The sequence below is a fragment of the Actinomadura graeca genome (genome assembly GCF_019175365.1).
In the GTDB taxonomy this organism is placed as follows: Bacteria; Actinomycetota; Actinomycetes; order Streptosporangiales; family Streptosporangiaceae; genus Spirillospora; species Spirillospora graeca.
Genome location: NZ_CP059572.1, coordinates 6,343,659 through 6,359,047 on the forward strand (window position 1 = coordinate 6,343,659; position 15,389 = coordinate 6,359,047).

17 protein-coding genes are annotated in these 15,389 nt (G+C 73.0%); all 17 read left to right on the top strand.

The features are described 5' to 3' along the window. The 17 genes from AGRA3207_RS28145 (at position 1) to AGRA3207_RS28225 (ending at position 15,379) form a co-directional block, all read left to right on the top strand. Positions 1 to 618, top strand: a complete 618-nt coding sequence (locus AGRA3207_RS28145; protein ID WP_231330020.1) for a D-sedoheptulose-7-phosphate isomerase — start codon at positions 1 to 3, stop codon at positions 616 to 618. Continuing rightward, positions 615 to 818 carry a HypC/HybG/HupF family hydrogenase formation chaperone gene (locus AGRA3207_RS28150; protein WP_231330022.1) on the top strand — a complete coding sequence of 68 codons (204 nt, stop codon included), beginning with the start codon at positions 615 to 617 and terminating at the stop codon, positions 816 to 818. The genes AGRA3207_RS28145 and AGRA3207_RS28150 overlap by 4 nt, the downstream gene beginning before the upstream one ends. Next, the gene (locus tag AGRA3207_RS28155; RefSeq protein WP_231330023.1) at positions 815 to 1,495 is read left to right on the top strand and encodes a D-sedoheptulose-7-phosphate isomerase; all 681 of its coding nucleotides are present in this window, start codon (positions 815 to 817) and stop codon (positions 1,493 to 1,495) included. The genes AGRA3207_RS28150 and AGRA3207_RS28155 overlap by 4 nt, the downstream gene beginning before the upstream one ends. Beyond that, a complete protein-coding gene (locus tag AGRA3207_RS28160; protein WP_231330024.1) occupies positions 1,495 to 1,764 on the top strand; it encodes a HypC/HybG/HupF family hydrogenase formation chaperone in 270 nt (89 codons plus the stop codon). The genes AGRA3207_RS28155 and AGRA3207_RS28160 overlap by 1 nt, the downstream gene beginning before the upstream one ends. After that, positions 1,764 to 2,882 carry a hydrogenase formation protein HypD gene (hypD, locus tag AGRA3207_RS28165; RefSeq protein ID WP_231330025.1) on the top strand — a complete coding sequence of 373 codons (1,119 nt, stop codon included), beginning with the start codon at positions 1,764 to 1,766 and terminating at the stop codon, positions 2,880 to 2,882. The genes AGRA3207_RS28160 and hypD overlap by 1 nt, the downstream gene beginning before the upstream one ends. Next, positions 2,879 to 3,955: a hydrogenase expression/formation protein HypE gene (hypE, locus tag AGRA3207_RS28170; protein ID WP_231330026.1), complete on the top strand. Its 1,077-nt coding sequence runs from the start codon at positions 2,879 to 2,881 to the stop codon at positions 3,953 to 3,955. Before hypD ends, hypE begins: the two co-directional genes overlap by 4 nt. 485 nt (positions 3,956 to 4,440) lie before the next feature. Then, complete coding sequence (locus tag AGRA3207_RS28175) at positions 4,441 to 4,698, top strand: acyl carrier protein (RefSeq protein WP_231330027.1); 258 nt, start codon at positions 4,441 to 4,443, stop codon at positions 4,696 to 4,698. Then, positions 4,695 to 5,336 (top strand): SGNH/GDSL hydrolase family protein, encoded by a 642-nt coding sequence (locus tag AGRA3207_RS28180; protein ID WP_231330028.1) that lies wholly within the window; start codon positions 4,695 to 4,697, stop codon positions 5,334 to 5,336. Before AGRA3207_RS28175 ends, AGRA3207_RS28180 begins: the two co-directional genes overlap by 4 nt. Before the next feature lie 32 nt (positions 5,337 to 5,368). Beyond that, entirely contained in the window at positions 5,369 to 6,199 is an 831-nt protein-coding gene (locus AGRA3207_RS28185) for an SGNH/GDSL hydrolase family protein (RefSeq protein ID WP_231330029.1), read from the top strand. 107 nt (positions 6,200 to 6,306) lie between these two features. Further along, positions 6,307 to 6,702, top strand: coding sequence for a nuclear transport factor 2 family protein (locus tag AGRA3207_RS28190; RefSeq protein ID WP_231330031.1), 396 nt, complete (start codon positions 6,307 to 6,309; stop codon positions 6,700 to 6,702). Between the two features lie 100 nt (positions 6,703 to 6,802). Then, complete coding sequence (locus tag AGRA3207_RS28195; RefSeq protein WP_231330033.1) at positions 6,803 to 8,572, top strand: acyl-CoA dehydrogenase family protein; 1,770 nt, start codon at positions 6,803 to 6,805, stop codon at positions 8,570 to 8,572. Between the two features lie 6 nt (positions 8,573 to 8,578). Next, entirely contained in the window at positions 8,579 to 10,459 is a 1,881-nt protein-coding gene (locus AGRA3207_RS28200; RefSeq protein ID WP_231330035.1) for a fatty acyl-AMP ligase, read from the top strand. Positions 10,460 to 10,575: 116 nt separating this feature from the next. After that, positions 10,576 to 11,157, top strand: coding sequence for a PadR family transcriptional regulator (locus AGRA3207_RS28205; RefSeq protein WP_231330037.1), 582 nt, complete (start codon positions 10,576 to 10,578; stop codon positions 11,155 to 11,157). Between the two features lie 135 nt (positions 11,158 to 11,292). Beyond that, positions 11,293 to 11,811 carry an ATP-binding protein gene (locus tag AGRA3207_RS28210; RefSeq protein ID WP_231330039.1) on the top strand — a complete coding sequence of 173 codons (519 nt, stop codon included), beginning with the start codon at positions 11,293 to 11,295 and terminating at the stop codon, positions 11,809 to 11,811. A 130-nt stretch (positions 11,812 to 11,941) separates the two neighbouring features. Beyond that, a complete protein-coding gene (locus tag AGRA3207_RS28215; RefSeq protein ID WP_231330040.1) occupies positions 11,942 to 12,319 on the top strand; it encodes a hypothetical protein in 378 nt (125 codons plus the stop codon). A 4-nt stretch (positions 12,320 to 12,323) separates the two neighbouring features. Beyond that, on the top strand, positions 12,324 to 14,963 hold the full coding sequence (locus tag AGRA3207_RS28220; RefSeq protein ID WP_231330041.1) for a sensor histidine kinase: 2,640 nt from the start codon (positions 12,324 to 12,326) through the stop codon (positions 14,961 to 14,963). Continuing rightward, positions 14,960 to 15,379: a roadblock/LC7 domain-containing protein gene (locus AGRA3207_RS28225; RefSeq protein WP_231330042.1), complete on the top strand. Its 420-nt coding sequence runs from the start codon at positions 14,960 to 14,962 to the stop codon at positions 15,377 to 15,379. Before AGRA3207_RS28220 ends, AGRA3207_RS28225 begins: the two co-directional genes overlap by 4 nt. Positions 15,380 to 15,389 lie beyond the last annotated feature (10 nt).

Sequence of the window (15,389 nt, forward strand, 5' to 3'; positions counted from 1 at the left end):
ATGGCGCCGGTCAGGGAGAAGGTCACGCCCGCCGGGGTGTTCGGGCGCCGCACGGGCCCCGGCGAGGCGCTCGCCGGGGACGCCGCGGCCATCGCCGCCGCCTGCCACGCCATGGCGGAGCGGTTCCATCGCGGAGGGCGGCTGTTCACCTTCGGCAACGGCGGTGCCGCCACCGACGCCCAGCACGTGGCGGTCGAGTTCGTCCACCCGGTGATCGTGGGGAAGCGGGCGCTGCCCGCGCTGTCGCTCACCGGCGACGTCGCCACGCTCACGGGCGTCGGCGCGTCCGCCGGGTTCGCCGAGGTGTTCGCGCACCAGCTGCGCTGCTTCGGCGGCCCGGACGACATCGCCCTCGGCATCACGCCGGACGGCCGCTGCGGCAACGTCCTGCGCGGGCTCGGCGGCGCGCGGGCGCTCGGCATGCTCACCGTCGCGCTGGCGGGCGGCGACGGCGGGCCGCTCGCCGGGGGCGAGGTCGTCGACCACCTGGTGGTGGTCCCGTCCGGGGACCCGCGGGTGGTCAAGGAGGTGCACGTCACCGCCTACCACCTGCTGTGGGAAGTGGTGCACGTGTTCCTGGAGCGGCCGGACGTCCTCGCGGGGGAGGCCCGGCCATGACCGGATGCGAGGACGGCCACTGCGTCACGTGCGCGGACGAGGCCGTCGCCGTCCGGATCGTCCGGCTCATGGACGGCGGGCTCGCCGACGTCGACGCCGGTGACGGGCGGATCGAGCGGGTCAGCGTCGCGCTGGTGGAGGCGGCGGAGGGCGACACCGTCCTCGTCCACGCCAAGGAGGCGATCGGGGTCATGACATGACCGGGATGAAGCAGCTCTATCCGTTCCTGGACACCGGCGGGCCAGGCGGCGACGGTGGCGGGCCGGGCGGCGGGCCCGCGGGCGCGGGGCTGGACGCGGTGCTGGCGGACGTCCGGCGCTCGACCGCCGAGAAGGCCCGCGAGATCGTCGCGCTGCGCGCGACCGTCCTCGACCGGTGCGGCGACGACCTCACGGCCTGCGCCGCGCGGATGGCGGAGGCGTTCCGCTCCGGCGGGCGGCTGTTCACCTTCGGCAACGGCGGCAGCTCCACCGACGCGCAGGACGTCGCCGCGCTGTTCGTCAACCCGGGCCCGCCCGCCCGGCCGCTGCCCGCGCTGGCGCTCACCACCGACGCCGCCGTGCTCACCGCGCTGTCCAACGACGTCGGGTTCGAGGTGGTGTTCGCCCGGCAGCTCGCCGCGTTCGGCCGCCGGGGCGACATCGCGCTCGCCCTGTCCACCAGCGGCGACTCCGGCAACCTGCTGGCCGCCCTGCGCGAGGCCGGGCGGCGCGGCATGGTGACGGTCGGCCTCGCCGGGGACGGCGGGGGCCAGATGGCCGGGACGCCGGGCCTGGACCACCTGTTCGTCGTCCCGTCCACCTCGGTGCACCGCATCCAGGAGGCGCAGACGACGATCTACCACGCGCTGTGGGAGCTCACCCAGGAGGCCCTCTGATGTGCCTGGCGATCCCCGGGGAGATCGTGGAGGTCGCGCCGGACCGTCCGCTCGCGACGGTCGACATCGGCGGCGTCCGCCGCGCCGTCGACACCGGCCTGCTCGACGGCCCGCCGCTCGCGGCGGGGGACTGGGTCCTCATCCACGTCGGCTTCGCCCTGTCCCGCATCGACGAGGACGAGGCGCGCGCCACGCTCGCGCTGCTGGAGGGCCTCGGCGACGCCTACGACGACGAGATCGACGCGTTCCGCGAATCGAGGATCGGCTGATGCGCCATGTCGACGAGTACAGGGACGCCGCCAAGGCGCGGTCCCTCGCGGCCTCCATCGCCGCCCTGTGCGAGCCCGGCCGCCGGTACACGTTCATGGAGGTGTGCGGCGGCCACACCCACACCATCTACAAGCACGGCATCGAGGACTACCTGCCGGAGGCGGTCTCGCTCGTCCACGGGCCGGGCTGCCCGGTGTGCGTGATCCCGATGGGACGGGTGGACGACGCGATCGACATCGCCTCCCGCCCGGATGTGATCATGACGACGTTCGGGGACATGATGCGGGTCCCGGGCGGGCGCGGCTCCTTCCTCGACGCCAAGGCCGCGGGCGCCGACATCCGGATGGTCTACTCGCCGCTGGACGCCCTCGGGATCGCCGAGCGGAACCCGTCCCGGCGCGTCGTGTTCATGGGCATCGGGTTCGAGACGACCGCGCCGTCCACCGCGATGACCGTGCTGCGCGCCGCGTCCGCCGGGGTCGCGAACTTCTCGGTGTTCTGCAACCACGTGACGATCCTCCCGGCGATCAAGGCCATCCTCGACTCGCCCGACCTGCGGCTGGACGGCTTCATCGGCCCCGGTCACGTCTCGGCCGTCATCGGCTGCCGCCCCTACGGGTTCATCACCCGCGACTACGGCAAGCCCCTGGTCGTCGCCGGATTCGAGCCCCTGGACATCCTCCAGTCGATCCACATGCTGCTGACCCAGCTCGCCGAGGGACGCTGCGAGGTCGAGAACCAGTACGGGCGGGTCGTGCCCTGGGACGGCAACGCCAAGGCGCTCCAGGCCATCAACCGGACGATGGAGCCCCGCCCCTACTTCGAATGGCGCGGGCTCGGCTTCATCTCCCATTCCGCGCTCCGCATGAAGGACGCCTCCTTCGACGCCGAGCGCCTTTTCGACATCCCCGGAAGCCGCGTAGCCGACCCGAGGTCCTGCCAATGCGGCGAGGTGCTCAAGGGCGTCCTGAAGCCCTACGAATGCAAGGTCTTCGGAACCGCCTGCACACCCGAGACGCCCATCGGCACCTGCATGGTGTCCTCCGAGGGCGCCTGCGCCGCCTATTACAACTTCGGCCGCTTCACCCGTGAACGCGTCAAGGAGGCGACCCGGTGAAAGTCCGCGAAGAACAGGTCCTCGACCGCATCGAGCGGGCCCGCGCCGCCCGGCCGCGGCTGCGCGAGGACCGCGTGACCCTCGCCCACGGCGCCGGCGGCAAGGCGACGCGCACGCTGGTGGAGGCGGTGTTCCGCGAGGCGTTCGGCAATCCCCTCCTGGATCGCCTGGACGATTCGGCGGTCTTCCCGGTGGACGGTGCCGCCGGCCCCGCCCTCGCCTTCACCACCGACGCCTCCGTCGTCTCGCCGCTGTTCTTCCCGGGCGGCGACATCGGGGACCTGGCCGTCAACGGCACCGTCAACGACCTCGCCGTCGCCGGCGCGACGCCGCTGCACCTGTCGGCGGCCTTCATCCTCGAAGAGGGCTTCCCCGTCGCCGACCTGCGCCGCATCACCGCGTCCATGCGGCGCGCCGCCGGGGAGGCGGGCGTCGGGATCGTCGCGGGCGACACCAAGGTCGTCGAGCGGGGCAAGGCCGATGGCTGCTACATCACCACCTCGGGCGTCGGCGTGGTGGAGTCCGCGCCGTCCGGTGAGGTGCTGCCCGGGGACTCCGTCCTGGTCACCGGCCCGATCGGCGAGCACGGCGTCACCGTGATGCTGGCCCGCGGCGATCTCGGCATCGAGGCCGGCGTCGCCTCCGACACCGCGCCGCTCAACGGCCTGATCGCCGATCTCCGTGCCGCCTGCCCCGGTGCCGTGCGCCGGATGCGCGACGCCACGCGGGGCGGCGTCGCCACCGTGCTCAACGAGCTGGCCGTGGACGCGGGCGTGGCGGTGGCCCTCGACGAGGACGCCGTGCCGGTGGGACCCGCCGTCCGGGGCGCCTGCGAGCTGCTCGGCCTGGACCCGCTGTACGTCGCCTGCGAGGGCCGCGCCGTGATCGTCGTGTCGGGGGAGGCCGAGGCCGCCGCCCTGGCCGCGCTCCGCGCCCACCCCCTCGGAGCGGGCGCCGCCGTGATCGGCCGCGTCGAGGAGGAACCGCCAGGGCTCGTCCTGCTGAAGACGTCGTTCGGCGGCACCCGCGTCGTGGACGTCCTGGTGGGCGACCCCCTTCCCCGCATCTGCTGAGCGCGCGCCGCGAGCCCGCCGCCCGTCTTACGACCCGTTCGACGGCCGTTCCACGGCCGTTCCGGCCTCCGGGACGGCACCGGCGGCCCTGTTGATCGGTGCGCCCGAGAGTGCCGTGTCCGCTTGTCCGAAACTCGCCTGGAACGTGCCTGGACGGGAGGGGCGGACGGCGGGGCCGGACGGGGAAGCGTGCAGGTCGCGTGTCCTCGTGTGCCGTCCGGGAGACGGGCGGATCACCGGGACCTGCGTGAACCCGCTCCCCGGAGCGCTCCCGGCCCGCGGTTAACGGAGATAGTTACCCTTGAGTAGAAATCTTCCGTTTTACCGCATGGCTGACTTAATTTACGAAACAGTGACATCCTTGTGTCCGATCGTTCACATATGAATCTGAGACACGCCATCATTGAGCCGGTATCTTGCGGTGTGCTCGTCTCCGACGGCAATCGCGATTGATTTGGAAGATCCTCTGACAGAGGAGGAATGCGGTGAACGGGTCGGAAATTATCTCCCGCGGCGAGCTGCAAACGTGGCTTCTTGACAGGATCGCCTTCTACCTCGACAGGCCCGCGGAAAACATCGATCCAGGGGTCGAGCTCGCCCGCTATGGCGTGGATTCGGTCTATGCGATCAGCATCATCAGCGACATCGAGGACCACCTGCAGGTCGAGGTGGACGTGGCCGAGGCACGGCGCCGCGAGACGGTCGCCGCGCTCACCGACTACCTGCTCGATCTCGTCGCGTGAGGGCCGGCCGGCCGGAGGCCGGCGCCGCCGGGCGCCCCATGGTGGTGCTCGGCGACAGCGTGGCCGAGGGATGGCACGACCCCGCCCCCGACCCCCCGGGCGGCTGGATCGGCTGGGCCGGGCGGCTCGCCCGCCACCTGGACATCCCCCGCGACCGGGTCCGCAACCTCGCCGAACCCGGCGCGACGATCGAGGACGTGGTCCGCGTCCAGCTGCCGCGGGCGCGCGGGCTGGACCCGCGGCTGGTGATGCTCGGCTGCGGGATGAACGACGCGCTGAACGGCTTCGAGCGGGCCGGCGTCGCCGCGCGGCTGGAGGAGGTGTTCGGCTGGGCCCGGGAGAGCGGTGCCGTCGCCATCGCCATTCCGGTGCCGCGCCCCCCATTCCTGGAGAGGTCGCCGATGTCGCAGTTCCGGCGAAAACGGGTCGTGCAGCGAATCGCCGACTTCAATGCCGAGCTGGACCGCGTCTCCCGTGCGTCCGGAACGACGTTCCCGAATCGGGAATCGGTGTCCAAGGTCGGCGACCCGTCGATGTGGAGTCCCGACGGCATCCATCTGAACGCGGCCGGGCATTCCTATGTCGCCGAGGTGGTCGCGCATATCGCCAGAGATCTGCTCGGAGGGCGGACCGTCTGATCCTCGGGGCGGCCCGATGACTGAGGACAAGAATGAACAGACCATTCGTCCCGATCGCCGTCGACCGCGTCGCGCGGCCGGTGGCGCTGGTGGCGCTCGCGCCGGTCCTCCTCGCCCAGGCGTGGTGGACCGTGCGCCGCACCCCCCGTCTCGATCCGGCGGCGGGCGACGAGCAGGGCGTCGCGGACGGCGCGGGCGTCGCGGGCGGCGCGGAGCCGGAGTTCCGGCTCGTCGTGATCGGCGAGTCCACGGCCGCGGGCGTGGGCGCGTCCCTGCACGCGCAGGCGCTCCCCGGCTTCCTCGCCGAGGCGCTGCGGGACCGGCTCCGCCGGAGCGTGGCCTGGTCGGTCGCCGGGCGGAACGGCGCGACCGTCCGCACGGTCATCACCGACCTCATCCCCGCGCGCGGCGGCCCGCCCCCGGAGCACGACCCGGCCGGAGGTGCCGCGGGGACGGGCGGGGCAGGCGGCGCGACGGACCTCGTGGTCGTCGCCGTCGGCGTCAACGACCTGGTCCGCGGGCGCCCGCTGCGGAAATGGGCCGACGACATGACGGCGCTCGTCGCCGCGCTGCGCGACCGGTACGGGCGCGCGACGGTGCTGGTGGCGGGCATGCCGCCGGTGCACCGGTTCCCCGCCGTCCCGCGGCCGCTGCGTCTGGTCCTCGGGGCGCGGGCGCGCGCCATGGACCGGCTCGCGGGCGCCGCCGCGCGGTCCGCCGGCGCCGTCCACGTGCCGATGGACGAGGCGATGGCGCGCGACCGCCGGCTGTTCGCCTCCGACGGCTTCCACCCGTCGCCCGCCGGGTACCGCGCCTGGGCCGAGGACCTGGCGCGGGCGCTCCCCGCCCGGACGGTGCCCTGACCACGGACCGCGCCGGAGGGACCTGTGCCAGAGAGAAGAGCGCGTCCTGCAGGAGAGACGCCCGGCAGGAGGGGCGTCCGAAGAGGAAGGCAAGGGGAGCAGCACAGGTGACGATTCCCGGAACGTTCCGACATGCGGTGGAGTCCAAGGACCTCGCCGCGATCACGCGGACCCTGGACCCCGACATCGAGTTCCACAGCCCGGTGATGGTGAAGCCCTACCACGGACGCGACGCCGTCACCGCGCTGCTGCGGGTCCTGCTGGAGGTGTTCGAGGACTTCCGCTACACCGACGACCTCGTCAGCCGCGGGGACCCGCCCTCCCAGGCGCTGGTCTTCAGCGCCCGCGTCATGGGCAAGTCCCTCCAGGGACTCGATCTCGTCCGGTTCGGCGAGGAGGGACTCGTCACCGGGCTGACGGTCATGGTCCGCCCGCTGCCCGCGGCGATGACGCTCGCCCGCGCGGTGGGACGGCGGATGGAGGAACCGGGCACGCCCCCCTGAGCGGGGCGGCCCATGCCGGCCAGGTCGCCGCCCCGCCCGGCCCCCTCTCCCGGCCCGGCCGGCCGTCCGACACCACATCCACAGGGAGTCGAAGGAAGACATGGACAGAAAGGTCCCCGCACGCGCAGTGCTGTCCCCTGCGCACCGGATCGCCGCCGACCTGGACGCCTATCTCGGCGATCCGATGGACGACGAGGCCGGGCCCTTCTCCTACAAGGCCATCGTCGAGGCCGAGGAGCGCGACGAGATCCCGCCCGGCGCGGTCGACGCCGTCCGCGCCTGGGGGTTCCCCGCCTACCTGGTGCCGAGCGGCCTCGGCGGGCGCCTGACCACGCTGGAGGAGCTGTTCCTCGTCACCCGCGGCATCTCGCGGCGCAGCGTCACCGTCGCCGTCATGTACGGGTCGGGGCTGCTGGCGGTGAACCCCGTCTGGCTGTGGGGCGACGACGCGCAGCGCCGGACCGTCGCCGACGGCGTGCTGCGCGGCGACCTCGCCTGCTTCGGCGTCTCGGAGGCCGACCACGGCAGCGACGTCATGGCCTCGGAGTCGCGCGCCGAGCAGGAGGGCGACGGGCTGGTCCTCAACGGGACGAAATGGCCGGTCGGCAACGCGACCAAGGGCCGGTTCGTCACCACCTACGCCCGGACCGGGACGCGCGACTTCTCCCTCCTCCTGGTCGACAAGCGCGAGCTGGCCCCCGAGTGCTGGTCGGTGCTGCCGCCCGTCCGCACGGTGGGGCTGCGCGGCCACGACCTCAGCGGCGTCGCGTTCTCCGACGCGCGGCTGCCGGCGAGCTGCGTCATCGGAAGGAAGGGCTCCGGGCTCGTCCAGACCCTCAAGACCCTCCAGATCACGCGGACGGCCATCGCCGCCCTGTCCGTCGGGACCATGGACGCGGTCGTCCGCATCGGGATCGAGTACGCGCGGCAGCGCACCCTCTACGGCTCCGGGATCTACAACATCCCGGTCATCCGCGACCATCTCGTCAAGGCGCACCTCGACCTGCTGATCGCCGAGTGCGTCGCGCTGCCCGTCGCGCGGGCGCTGACGATCGCGCCCGGCCGGCTGAGCCTGTGGTCGTCGATCGTGAAGTACTTCGTCCCCGTCCTCGGGGAGGAGGTCGTCGCCAGCATCGGGACGGTCCTCGCCGCCCGCGGCTACCTGCGCGAGGGCGTCGCCCACGGGGTGTTCCAGAAGCTCCAGCGCGACCACGCCATCGCGAGCATCTTCGAGGGCACCACGCACGTCAACCTCGCCAACGTCGCGGGACAGCTCCCCTTCCTCGTCTCGCCGCCGGAGGAGACCGGCGACGAGGCGGAGCTGCTCGCCGACCTGTTCTCCTGGACGCGCACGCCGCCCGCGTGGGCGCCCGACGGACGGCTGCTCCAGCTCACCAACGAGGGGCGCGACGAGGTCGGGCAGCGGTTCGAGGCCATCGCCGACGAGGTGCTCACCGCGGCCAACACCCACGCCGCCCCGGGCGTCGCGGCCGAGCTGAAGGACCTGCTGGCCGGGATCGGCGGCATGCGCACCACGCTGGACGAGGGGATCCGCGCCGCCGCCGGGGACACCACGTCGGTGGCCGCCCTCGGCCGCGCACGCCGCTACTGCGAGCTGCATGCGATGGTCTCCTGCATGCTAACGTGGGTGCACAATCGGCAGGAGTTCGGCGGGCCCTTCGCGGGCGGGGAGTGGCTCGTCCTCTGCTTGCAGCGGCTTCTGCAACGCGTCCAGCCCGACACCGTCCTGTCCGAGGGGTTTCTGCCCACTCTGGAGGACGCCATGTTCCTCGGGTTCGACGAGCGCCGCTGGTTCTCGCTCCTGTCCATGGCCGAGCGCGGCCGTCCGCTCCTGCGCAAGGCGGAGTGACCGGCGATGCCGTCCCAGGCAGGCCCTCCCCGGGGCCTTCGCGCCGACCGGCCCGCCGACTTCGTGTCGGCCGCCCGCCGGAACGTCCTCCTTCACGGGGACGAGCGGGGCTTCACCTTCGTCCGTGAGCAGCGGGCGCGCACCGGCCCCGCCGCGGGCGCGGTGGCCGGGCCCGTGTGGGGACGCGGGTACCGGGAGGAGACGCTCGGGTTCGCCGAGATGGACAGGCGTGCCCGCGGGCTGGCCCGCCTCCTGGAGGGGCGGGGGTTACGCGACCGCGCGGTCCTGCTGTTATATCCGGAGGGGCTGGAGTTCCTGACCGGGTTCTACGGCTGCCTGTACGCGCGGGCCATCGCCGTCCCCGCCCCGCTCCCGGCGCTGGACGCCGAGCGGTTCGGGCGCACCCGGCGGATCATCGACGACGCCGACATCACCTGGATCCTCACCGACACCGCCCACAGGCCCGCGCTTGAGGAATGGCTGGCCGAGGACGGGCTGGACGGCCGGGTCCGCTGCCTCGACACCGAGACGGAGTCCGGCGACCCGGACGCCTGGACCGCGCCGGAGATGGGCCCCGACACCCTCGCGTTCCTCCAGTACACCTCCGGCTCCACCGGCGAGCCCAAGGGGGTGATGGTCTCCCACGGGAACCTGCTCCACAACGGCGAGGAGATCAAGCGCCGGATCGGGGGCTCGGGGGAGACGGTCGGCGTCGGCTGGGTCCCGCACTACCACGACATGGGGCTCGTCGGGCAGTTCCTGGAACCGCTCTACCTGGGCTGCCGGTACGTCTTCACCTCGCCGATCACGTTCATCAAACGGCCCGCGCTCTGGCTGGAGATGATCACCCGGCACCGGGGCACGATCACCCTCTCGCCGAACTTCGGATACGACCTGGTGCTGCGCCGCGTCAAGGACGAGCAGCTCGACGGGCTCGACCTGACGTCGCTGCGGACCGTCAAGAACGGCGCCGAGCCCGTCCGCGCCGCGACGCTGGAAAGCTGGAACGAGCGGTTCGCGCCGGTCGGGTTCCGCCCCGAGATGTGGATGCCGTGCTACGGCATGGCGGAGACGACGCTCCTCATCACCGCCGCCCCGCTCGGGACCGGCCCGGTGATCCGCGGCTTCGACGCGGAGGCCCTGGCGCAGGAGAAGGCCGTCCTCGCGCCGGGCGGCGCGGCGCGGCGGCTCGTCGGCTGCGGCCGGCCCGTCACGCTCGACGTGCGGGTCGTCGATCCCGCGGGCGGCGTGCCGGTCGAGGACGAGGGCGTCGGGGAGATCTGGGTGCGCGGCGGCAGCGTCGCCGCCGGGTACTGGAAGAAGGCCGACGAGACCCGGGAGACCTTCGGGGCCTTCACCGCCGACGGGGACGGGCCGTTCCTGCGGACGGGGGACCTCGGCTTCACCTGCGACGGCGAGCTGTTCATCGCCGGGCGCATCAAGGACCTGATCATCGTCAACGGCCGCAACATCCACGCGCAGGACATCGAGGAGGCCGCGCGCGCGGTCCACCCGGCCGCGGGCGCCGCCGCGGCGTTCGCCGTCGACGCCGGGACCGAGCACGTCGTCCTCGTGCAGGAGGTCAGCACGCGGCTGGCCAGGGGGACGGCCCTGGACGAGCTGGCGATGCTCATCAAGGCGCGCGTCGCGCGGACGTTCGAGCTGCCCGCGTTGAGCGTCGTCCTCTGCGGGCGGGGATCGGTGCGGCGGACGACCAGCGGCAAGACGCAGCGCCGCCACACCCGCCAGGACTTTCTGGACGGGCGGATCACCGAGCTGGCGGGCCACGTCGAGAGCGGGGTCGCCGCCCTCCGCGACACCGCGGCGGAGGCCACCGGCACCGGCGGCGCCGAGAGGGCCGACGTCGATTCGGCGCCGGAAGAATGACCGAAAGACTGTCCGAAAAAGGGCAGAAAATCGGATCATAGTCAAAAGCATGACTATTCAGCTCTTTGTCTGCTAACGTCGTCCGCAACCCTGAGTCAAGGCGGGGAGAACGGCCGATGGCACTTCGTCACGCGGTGCTGGCGGCGCTGCTCGACGGTGAGTACAGCGGCTACCAGCTCGCCAAGATCTTTGATTTGTCGGTCTCCAACTTCTGGCATGCCGTACCGCAGCAGCTCTATTCGGAGCTGTCGAGGTTGGAGACCGAGGGCCTGATCAGCGGACGGCAGATCATCCAGCACGACCGCCCCAACAAACGCGTGTACACCGTCACGCCGGCCGGTGTCGACGAACTGGAACGTTTCGCCGCCACCCCGGCCAAACCCGGGATCATCCGCGAGAACCTGCTCGTCATGGTGCAGGCCGTGGACCACATCTCGGCGGACGCGGTGATCGCGCAACTGGAGGAGCGGGCCCTGGCGTCCGCGGCCAAGATCGAGCTTTTCGAGCACACCCTGCGACACCTGCGCGGCGACCTCGACGAGGAGTCCTTCCTGCGGAGCGCCGCACCCATCGGCCCGTACCTGACCTGCCTGCGGGGCCGCCGGTTCGAGCAGGAGAACCACGAGTGGTTCACCAGCACCGCCCGGCTGCTGCGCGCCAGGGCGGGTGCCAACGCCGAGGGAGGCGAACCGGCATGACACCCGCCCGCGGGCCGTCCGGCCGCGTCCTCCCGCACATCGCCCCTGCGCTCGCCCGAACGGCGCCGGCGGCGACACCTACCCCCGCGTGGCCCCCAGCCGGGCCACTACGCCTTAGTCAAGGAGGCGTTCCATATGTCGGGCGAACACCACACCATCGAGTTGCCTAACGAGGCACAAGCCGAAACGCCGGAGCACGCCGGCACCGTCACGGCGGTCGCACCGCCCGCCGCGGTGGCCCGCACCCCGGTTCCGCTGGGCGAGCTGAGCCTGCCCGCGGTGCACGACTCGGTCCCCCGGGCGCGGGGCTTCAGCCGCGCCGTCACCACCGCCTCCGGCATCGGGCACGTCCGCGACGACGCGGAGGTCCTGGTCTCGGAGCTCGTCACCAACGCCGTCCAGCACGCCACGATCCCGGGCGCGCCGCTGCGCCTGCGCCTCCTGCGGGCGGGGTCGCGGCTGCGCATCGAGGTCCACGACACGAGCCCGGCGGTCCCGCGGGCCCGGCAGATCGACCTGATGGAGGAGACGGGACGGGGCTGGTTCCTCGTCGCGGTCATCGCCGAGCGGCACGGCACCGACCACACCGCCTCCGGGAAGTCCGTCTGGTGCGAGCTGCGCGCCTGGCCGCGCGACGAGCGGCCCTCGCACTGAGCGCCGCGGCGCTGTGTCCCGCCGGTCACGCGGGCGGCGGGAGGCCACGCGCGTAACACCGGCATGCCCGCGTCTACCTGCCGGCGCGCCGACCCGGAAACGGCGCGGACCGGCGGCGATGGGATGTGCGATGTCCGTGGACTGGTACCGGTCGGACGGTGAACGCGTCACGCCGGACGAGGCGCAGCGGCTCCTCCTGGACGTACGGGGGCGGCTGCTCGCGCAGGACGTCATCCGCGTCGGCGGGGTCGTCGTGGTCGTCTCGACCTGGTTCACCGTGACCGACCTGGGATTCGCGGCGAATGGGAGACCTTTGCTATGGCAGACGATCGTGTCCGATCTGGCGATGCACGCCGATATCGGGCGCTACACCACACGGGAGAAGGCGGCGCGCGGGCACGCGGAGGCCGTCGAAATGATCACCGAGCGGCTCCGCGACCTCGTCGCCCGGGCCGCGCTGGACGGGACACGGCCGTCGGCCGTGTTCCATCCCGAGCCGGGGACGTGAGCTGATGGCTGCGAGCCGCCCGGCGGAGGGGCGCCGGCGCAGGCGCCCCATCCGGCTGCGCATCACGGCGCTGCTGCTCGTCCCGCTGGTGTCGCTGATCGCCCTGTGGGCGTTCGCCGCGAACATCACGCTCGGCGCGGCGCAGGACAAGTACGACTTCTCCACCACCTACGAAAAGATGGGCCTGCCGGGGATCTACCTGGTCGGGCAGCTCCAGCAGGAACGCTCGCTCAGCGTCGTCGCGCTGAGCACCCGCACGCCCCAGGACCGGCAGAAGCTCGGCGCCCAGCGGGCGCGGGTCAGCGCCGTCCAGGCGAAATTCCGGCAGTCGGCGCTGTCCGCGGACGCGATGGACGCCGCGAAGCCCGAGACCAAGCAGCGGCTGGGCGAGGCCGTCAGGTCGCTCGACGGCCTCCGCGGCCTGCGCGCGAAGGTCGACTCGGGGCGCGTCCCGACGCTGGAGGTCATCGACTCCTACAGCACCGTCCTCGACGACGTCATCCGCGTCTTCACCGGCCTCGTGGCGGTCAACGACCTGGCCATCTTCGAGCAGGGCCGCGCGCTCATCGCCATCGGCAACGCGCGCGCCTACATGCTCCGCGAGGACGCCCTGGTCACCGCGGCGATGGCGAAGAACGGGCGGCTGACCCCCGCCGAGCACACCGCGTTCGTCCAGTGGGCGGCCAACGGCCGGCAGGAGTTCGACTCCGGGCTCGCAGACCTCGGCGCGGACATCCGCGCGCCGCTCCGGCAGCTCGCCGCGTCCGACGGCTTCCAGCGCTACCGCGCGGCGGAGTCGGCGATCGTGAACTCCCGCGGCGACCGGCTGCCCGCCGAGGCCGGTGACTGGGCGGCGAACACCACACTGTTGTCGCAGGCGTGGGAGCAGAAGGTCACCCAGGCGAGCCTTGCGCTGAACGAGCTCGCCAAGCCCATCGGCGAGCGGATCGTCCTGCGGCTCGTCCTCGCGGGCGGCTTCGGGCTCCTCGCGGTGGTCGCGTCGATCCTGCTGTCACTGCTGGCCGCCCGCAGCCTGTCGCGCGAGCTGCGCGACCTGCAGCGGGCCGCCCTCGACCTCGCCGAGGACCGGCTGCCCGGCGTCGTCGCCCGGCTGCGCCGCGGCGAGGAGGTGGACGTCGACGCGGAGGCGCCGCCGCTCGTCATCGGCAAGAGCCGCGAGGTCGCGCGTGTCGGCGACGCGTTCACGAAGGTGCAGTACACCGCGATCGACACCGCCGTCCGCGAGTCCTACCTGCGGCAGGGCATCAGCCGGGTGTTCCTCAACGTCGCGTGGCGCAGCCAGTCGCTGCTGCACCGCCAGCTCCGCATGCTGGACGAGATGGAGCGCGGCGCGTCCGACCCGAAGGCGCTGGAGGACCTGTTCCGCCTGGACCACCTCACCACCCGCATGCGCCGCCACGCCGAGGGCCTGGTCATCCTGTCGGGGACGTCCCCGGGCCGGGGCTGGAGCAAGCCGGTGCACGTCGAGGACGTCCTGCGCGCCGCCGTCTCGGAGGTCGAGGACTACACCCGGGTGGAGATCGTCGTGGTCTCCGGCCAGGCCGCCGTGATCGGCGAGACGGTCGCCGACGTGATCCACCTGCTCGCCGAGCTGATCGAGAACGCCACGGTGTTCTCGCCCTCGCCGACCGAGGTGCTGGTCCGCGGCGAGATGGGCGCGAACGGGTTCGCGGTCGACATCATCGACCGCGGCATCGGGCTCGACCAGGCCGAGCTGGACGCGCTGAACCTGCGGCTGTCGCGGCCCCCCGAGTTCGACCTCGCCGTCACCGACCGCCTCGGCCTGTTCGTCGTCGCGCGGCTCGCGGGACGGCACGGCATCAAGGTCGCGCTCCAGCCGTCCCTGTACGGCGGGGTCAGCGCGGTCGTGCTGATCCCCCCGCCGCTGATCGTGGACGTGGAGCAGCCCGACGACGAGCCCGTCGCCGCGGCGCCCGCGGCCCGGACCGCCGCACCGGCGGCGCCGGTCTCGGGCGGCCGGTGGGACGTCCCCGTCGCCCGGCCGGTCCCGACGGAGCCGTTCCGCGTGGACCACGTCCCGGGGAACGGCTCGAACGGCGTCTACCCGACGTCCACGGCCATGCTCAACGCGCCGGTCGCGTACGACGGGCCGTCCGCGCCGCCCTCCCCTGCGCAGCCGCCGTCCATGCCGCCGCCGTCCATGCCGCCGCCGTCCGCGCCGTCGCCGGTGATGCCACCGGGGGCGCCGCCGGGGCCGTCCGTACCGCCCAGGGCACCCGGGCCGCCTCCGCCGGCCGGTCTGTCCGGGCCTTCCGGTCCCGCGCACGGGACGGGCGCCTTCAGCGCGTTCACCGAAACACCGTCGTCCGAAACCCCGGTGTCCGGAACCCCGCTTCCGGACCCGCCGGTGTCGTTCGGCGCACCGCCGGGGGACGGGCGCGCACCGCTGCCGCGCCGCGTCCGGCGGGCCAGCCTCGCTCCCCAGCTGCGTGACACCGGGACTCCGGCGCGACCCGCGCCGCCGGAGACCGGCGACGCGCTCGTCGCGTGGGAGGAGCGCTCGGCGGAGGCGTCCCGCGACCTGTTCGCATCACTGCAGGCGGGATGGCTCCGGGGCCGCGAGGACGAAGGGCCGGCAGACGGTATGGAGGGAAGAACATGACGTATCAGGGTGTCGCCGCCGAGCTGGGCTGGCTGCTCGACGACCTCGTGGACCGCGTCCCGCAGGTCCGCAAGGTCGTCGTGCTGTCCCGCGACGGCCTGGTCATGGGCGCCTCGCGCGGCGTCGGGCGCGAGGACGCGGAGTACCTCGCCGCGCTGGCCGCCGGGTTCCACAGCCTCGCCATCGGGGCCAGGCCGCAGCTGGACTCCGGGGGGATCCGGCAGACCCTCGTCGAGATGGAGGGCGGACTGTTCTTCGTCGTCCCGGCGGGCGCCAACAGCTGCCTGGCCCTGCTCAGCGACGTCGGCGCGAACGCGGGCCTCGTCGCCTACGAGATGACGATGCTGGTCAAGCGTGTCGGCAAGCAGCTGTCCACCGGCCTGAGACAGGGCGGACCGGGACCTGGATCCCGGTGATCCCCGATGG

Bases quoted from the DNA above. Each gene is read 5' to 3' on its own strand.
- AGRA3207_RS28145 (WP_231330020.1), top strand. From the start codon at position 1: ATGGCGCCGGTCAGGGAGAAGGTCACGCCCGCCGGGGTGTTCGGGCGC.
- AGRA3207_RS28200 (WP_231330035.1), top strand. From the start codon at position 8,579: ATGCCGTCCCAGGCAGGCCCTCCCCGGGGCCTTCGCGCCGACCGGCCC.
- hypD (WP_231330025.1), top strand. From the start codon at position 1,764: ATGCGCCATGTCGACGAGTACAGGGACGCCGCCAAGGCGCGGTCCCTC.
- AGRA3207_RS28150 (WP_231330022.1), top strand. From the start codon at position 615: ATGACCGGATGCGAGGACGGCCACTGCGTCACGTGCGCGGACGAGGCC.
- AGRA3207_RS28210 (WP_231330039.1), top strand. From the start codon at position 11,293: ATGTCGGGCGAACACCACACCATCGAGTTGCCTAACGAGGCACAAGCC.
- AGRA3207_RS28225 (WP_231330042.1), top strand. From the start codon at position 14,960: ATGACGTATCAGGGTGTCGCCGCCGAGCTGGGCTGGCTGCTCGACGAC.
- AGRA3207_RS28215 (WP_231330040.1), top strand. From the start codon at position 11,942: ATGTCCGTGGACTGGTACCGGTCGGACGGTGAACGCGTCACGCCGGAC.
- AGRA3207_RS28155 (WP_231330023.1), top strand. From the start codon at position 815: ATGACCGGGATGAAGCAGCTCTATCCGTTCCTGGACACCGGCGGGCCA.
- AGRA3207_RS28205 (WP_231330037.1), top strand. From the start codon at position 10,576: ATGGCACTTCGTCACGCGGTGCTGGCGGCGCTGCTCGACGGTGAGTAC.
- AGRA3207_RS28220 (WP_231330041.1), top strand. From the start codon at position 12,324: ATGGCTGCGAGCCGCCCGGCGGAGGGGCGCCGGCGCAGGCGCCCCATC.
- AGRA3207_RS28185 (WP_231330029.1), top strand. From the start codon at position 5,369: ATGAACAGACCATTCGTCCCGATCGCCGTCGACCGCGTCGCGCGGCCG.
- AGRA3207_RS28160 (WP_231330024.1), top strand. From the start codon at position 1,495: ATGTGCCTGGCGATCCCCGGGGAGATCGTGGAGGTCGCGCCGGACCGT.
- AGRA3207_RS28195 (WP_231330033.1), top strand. From the start codon at position 6,803: ATGGACAGAAAGGTCCCCGCACGCGCAGTGCTGTCCCCTGCGCACCGG.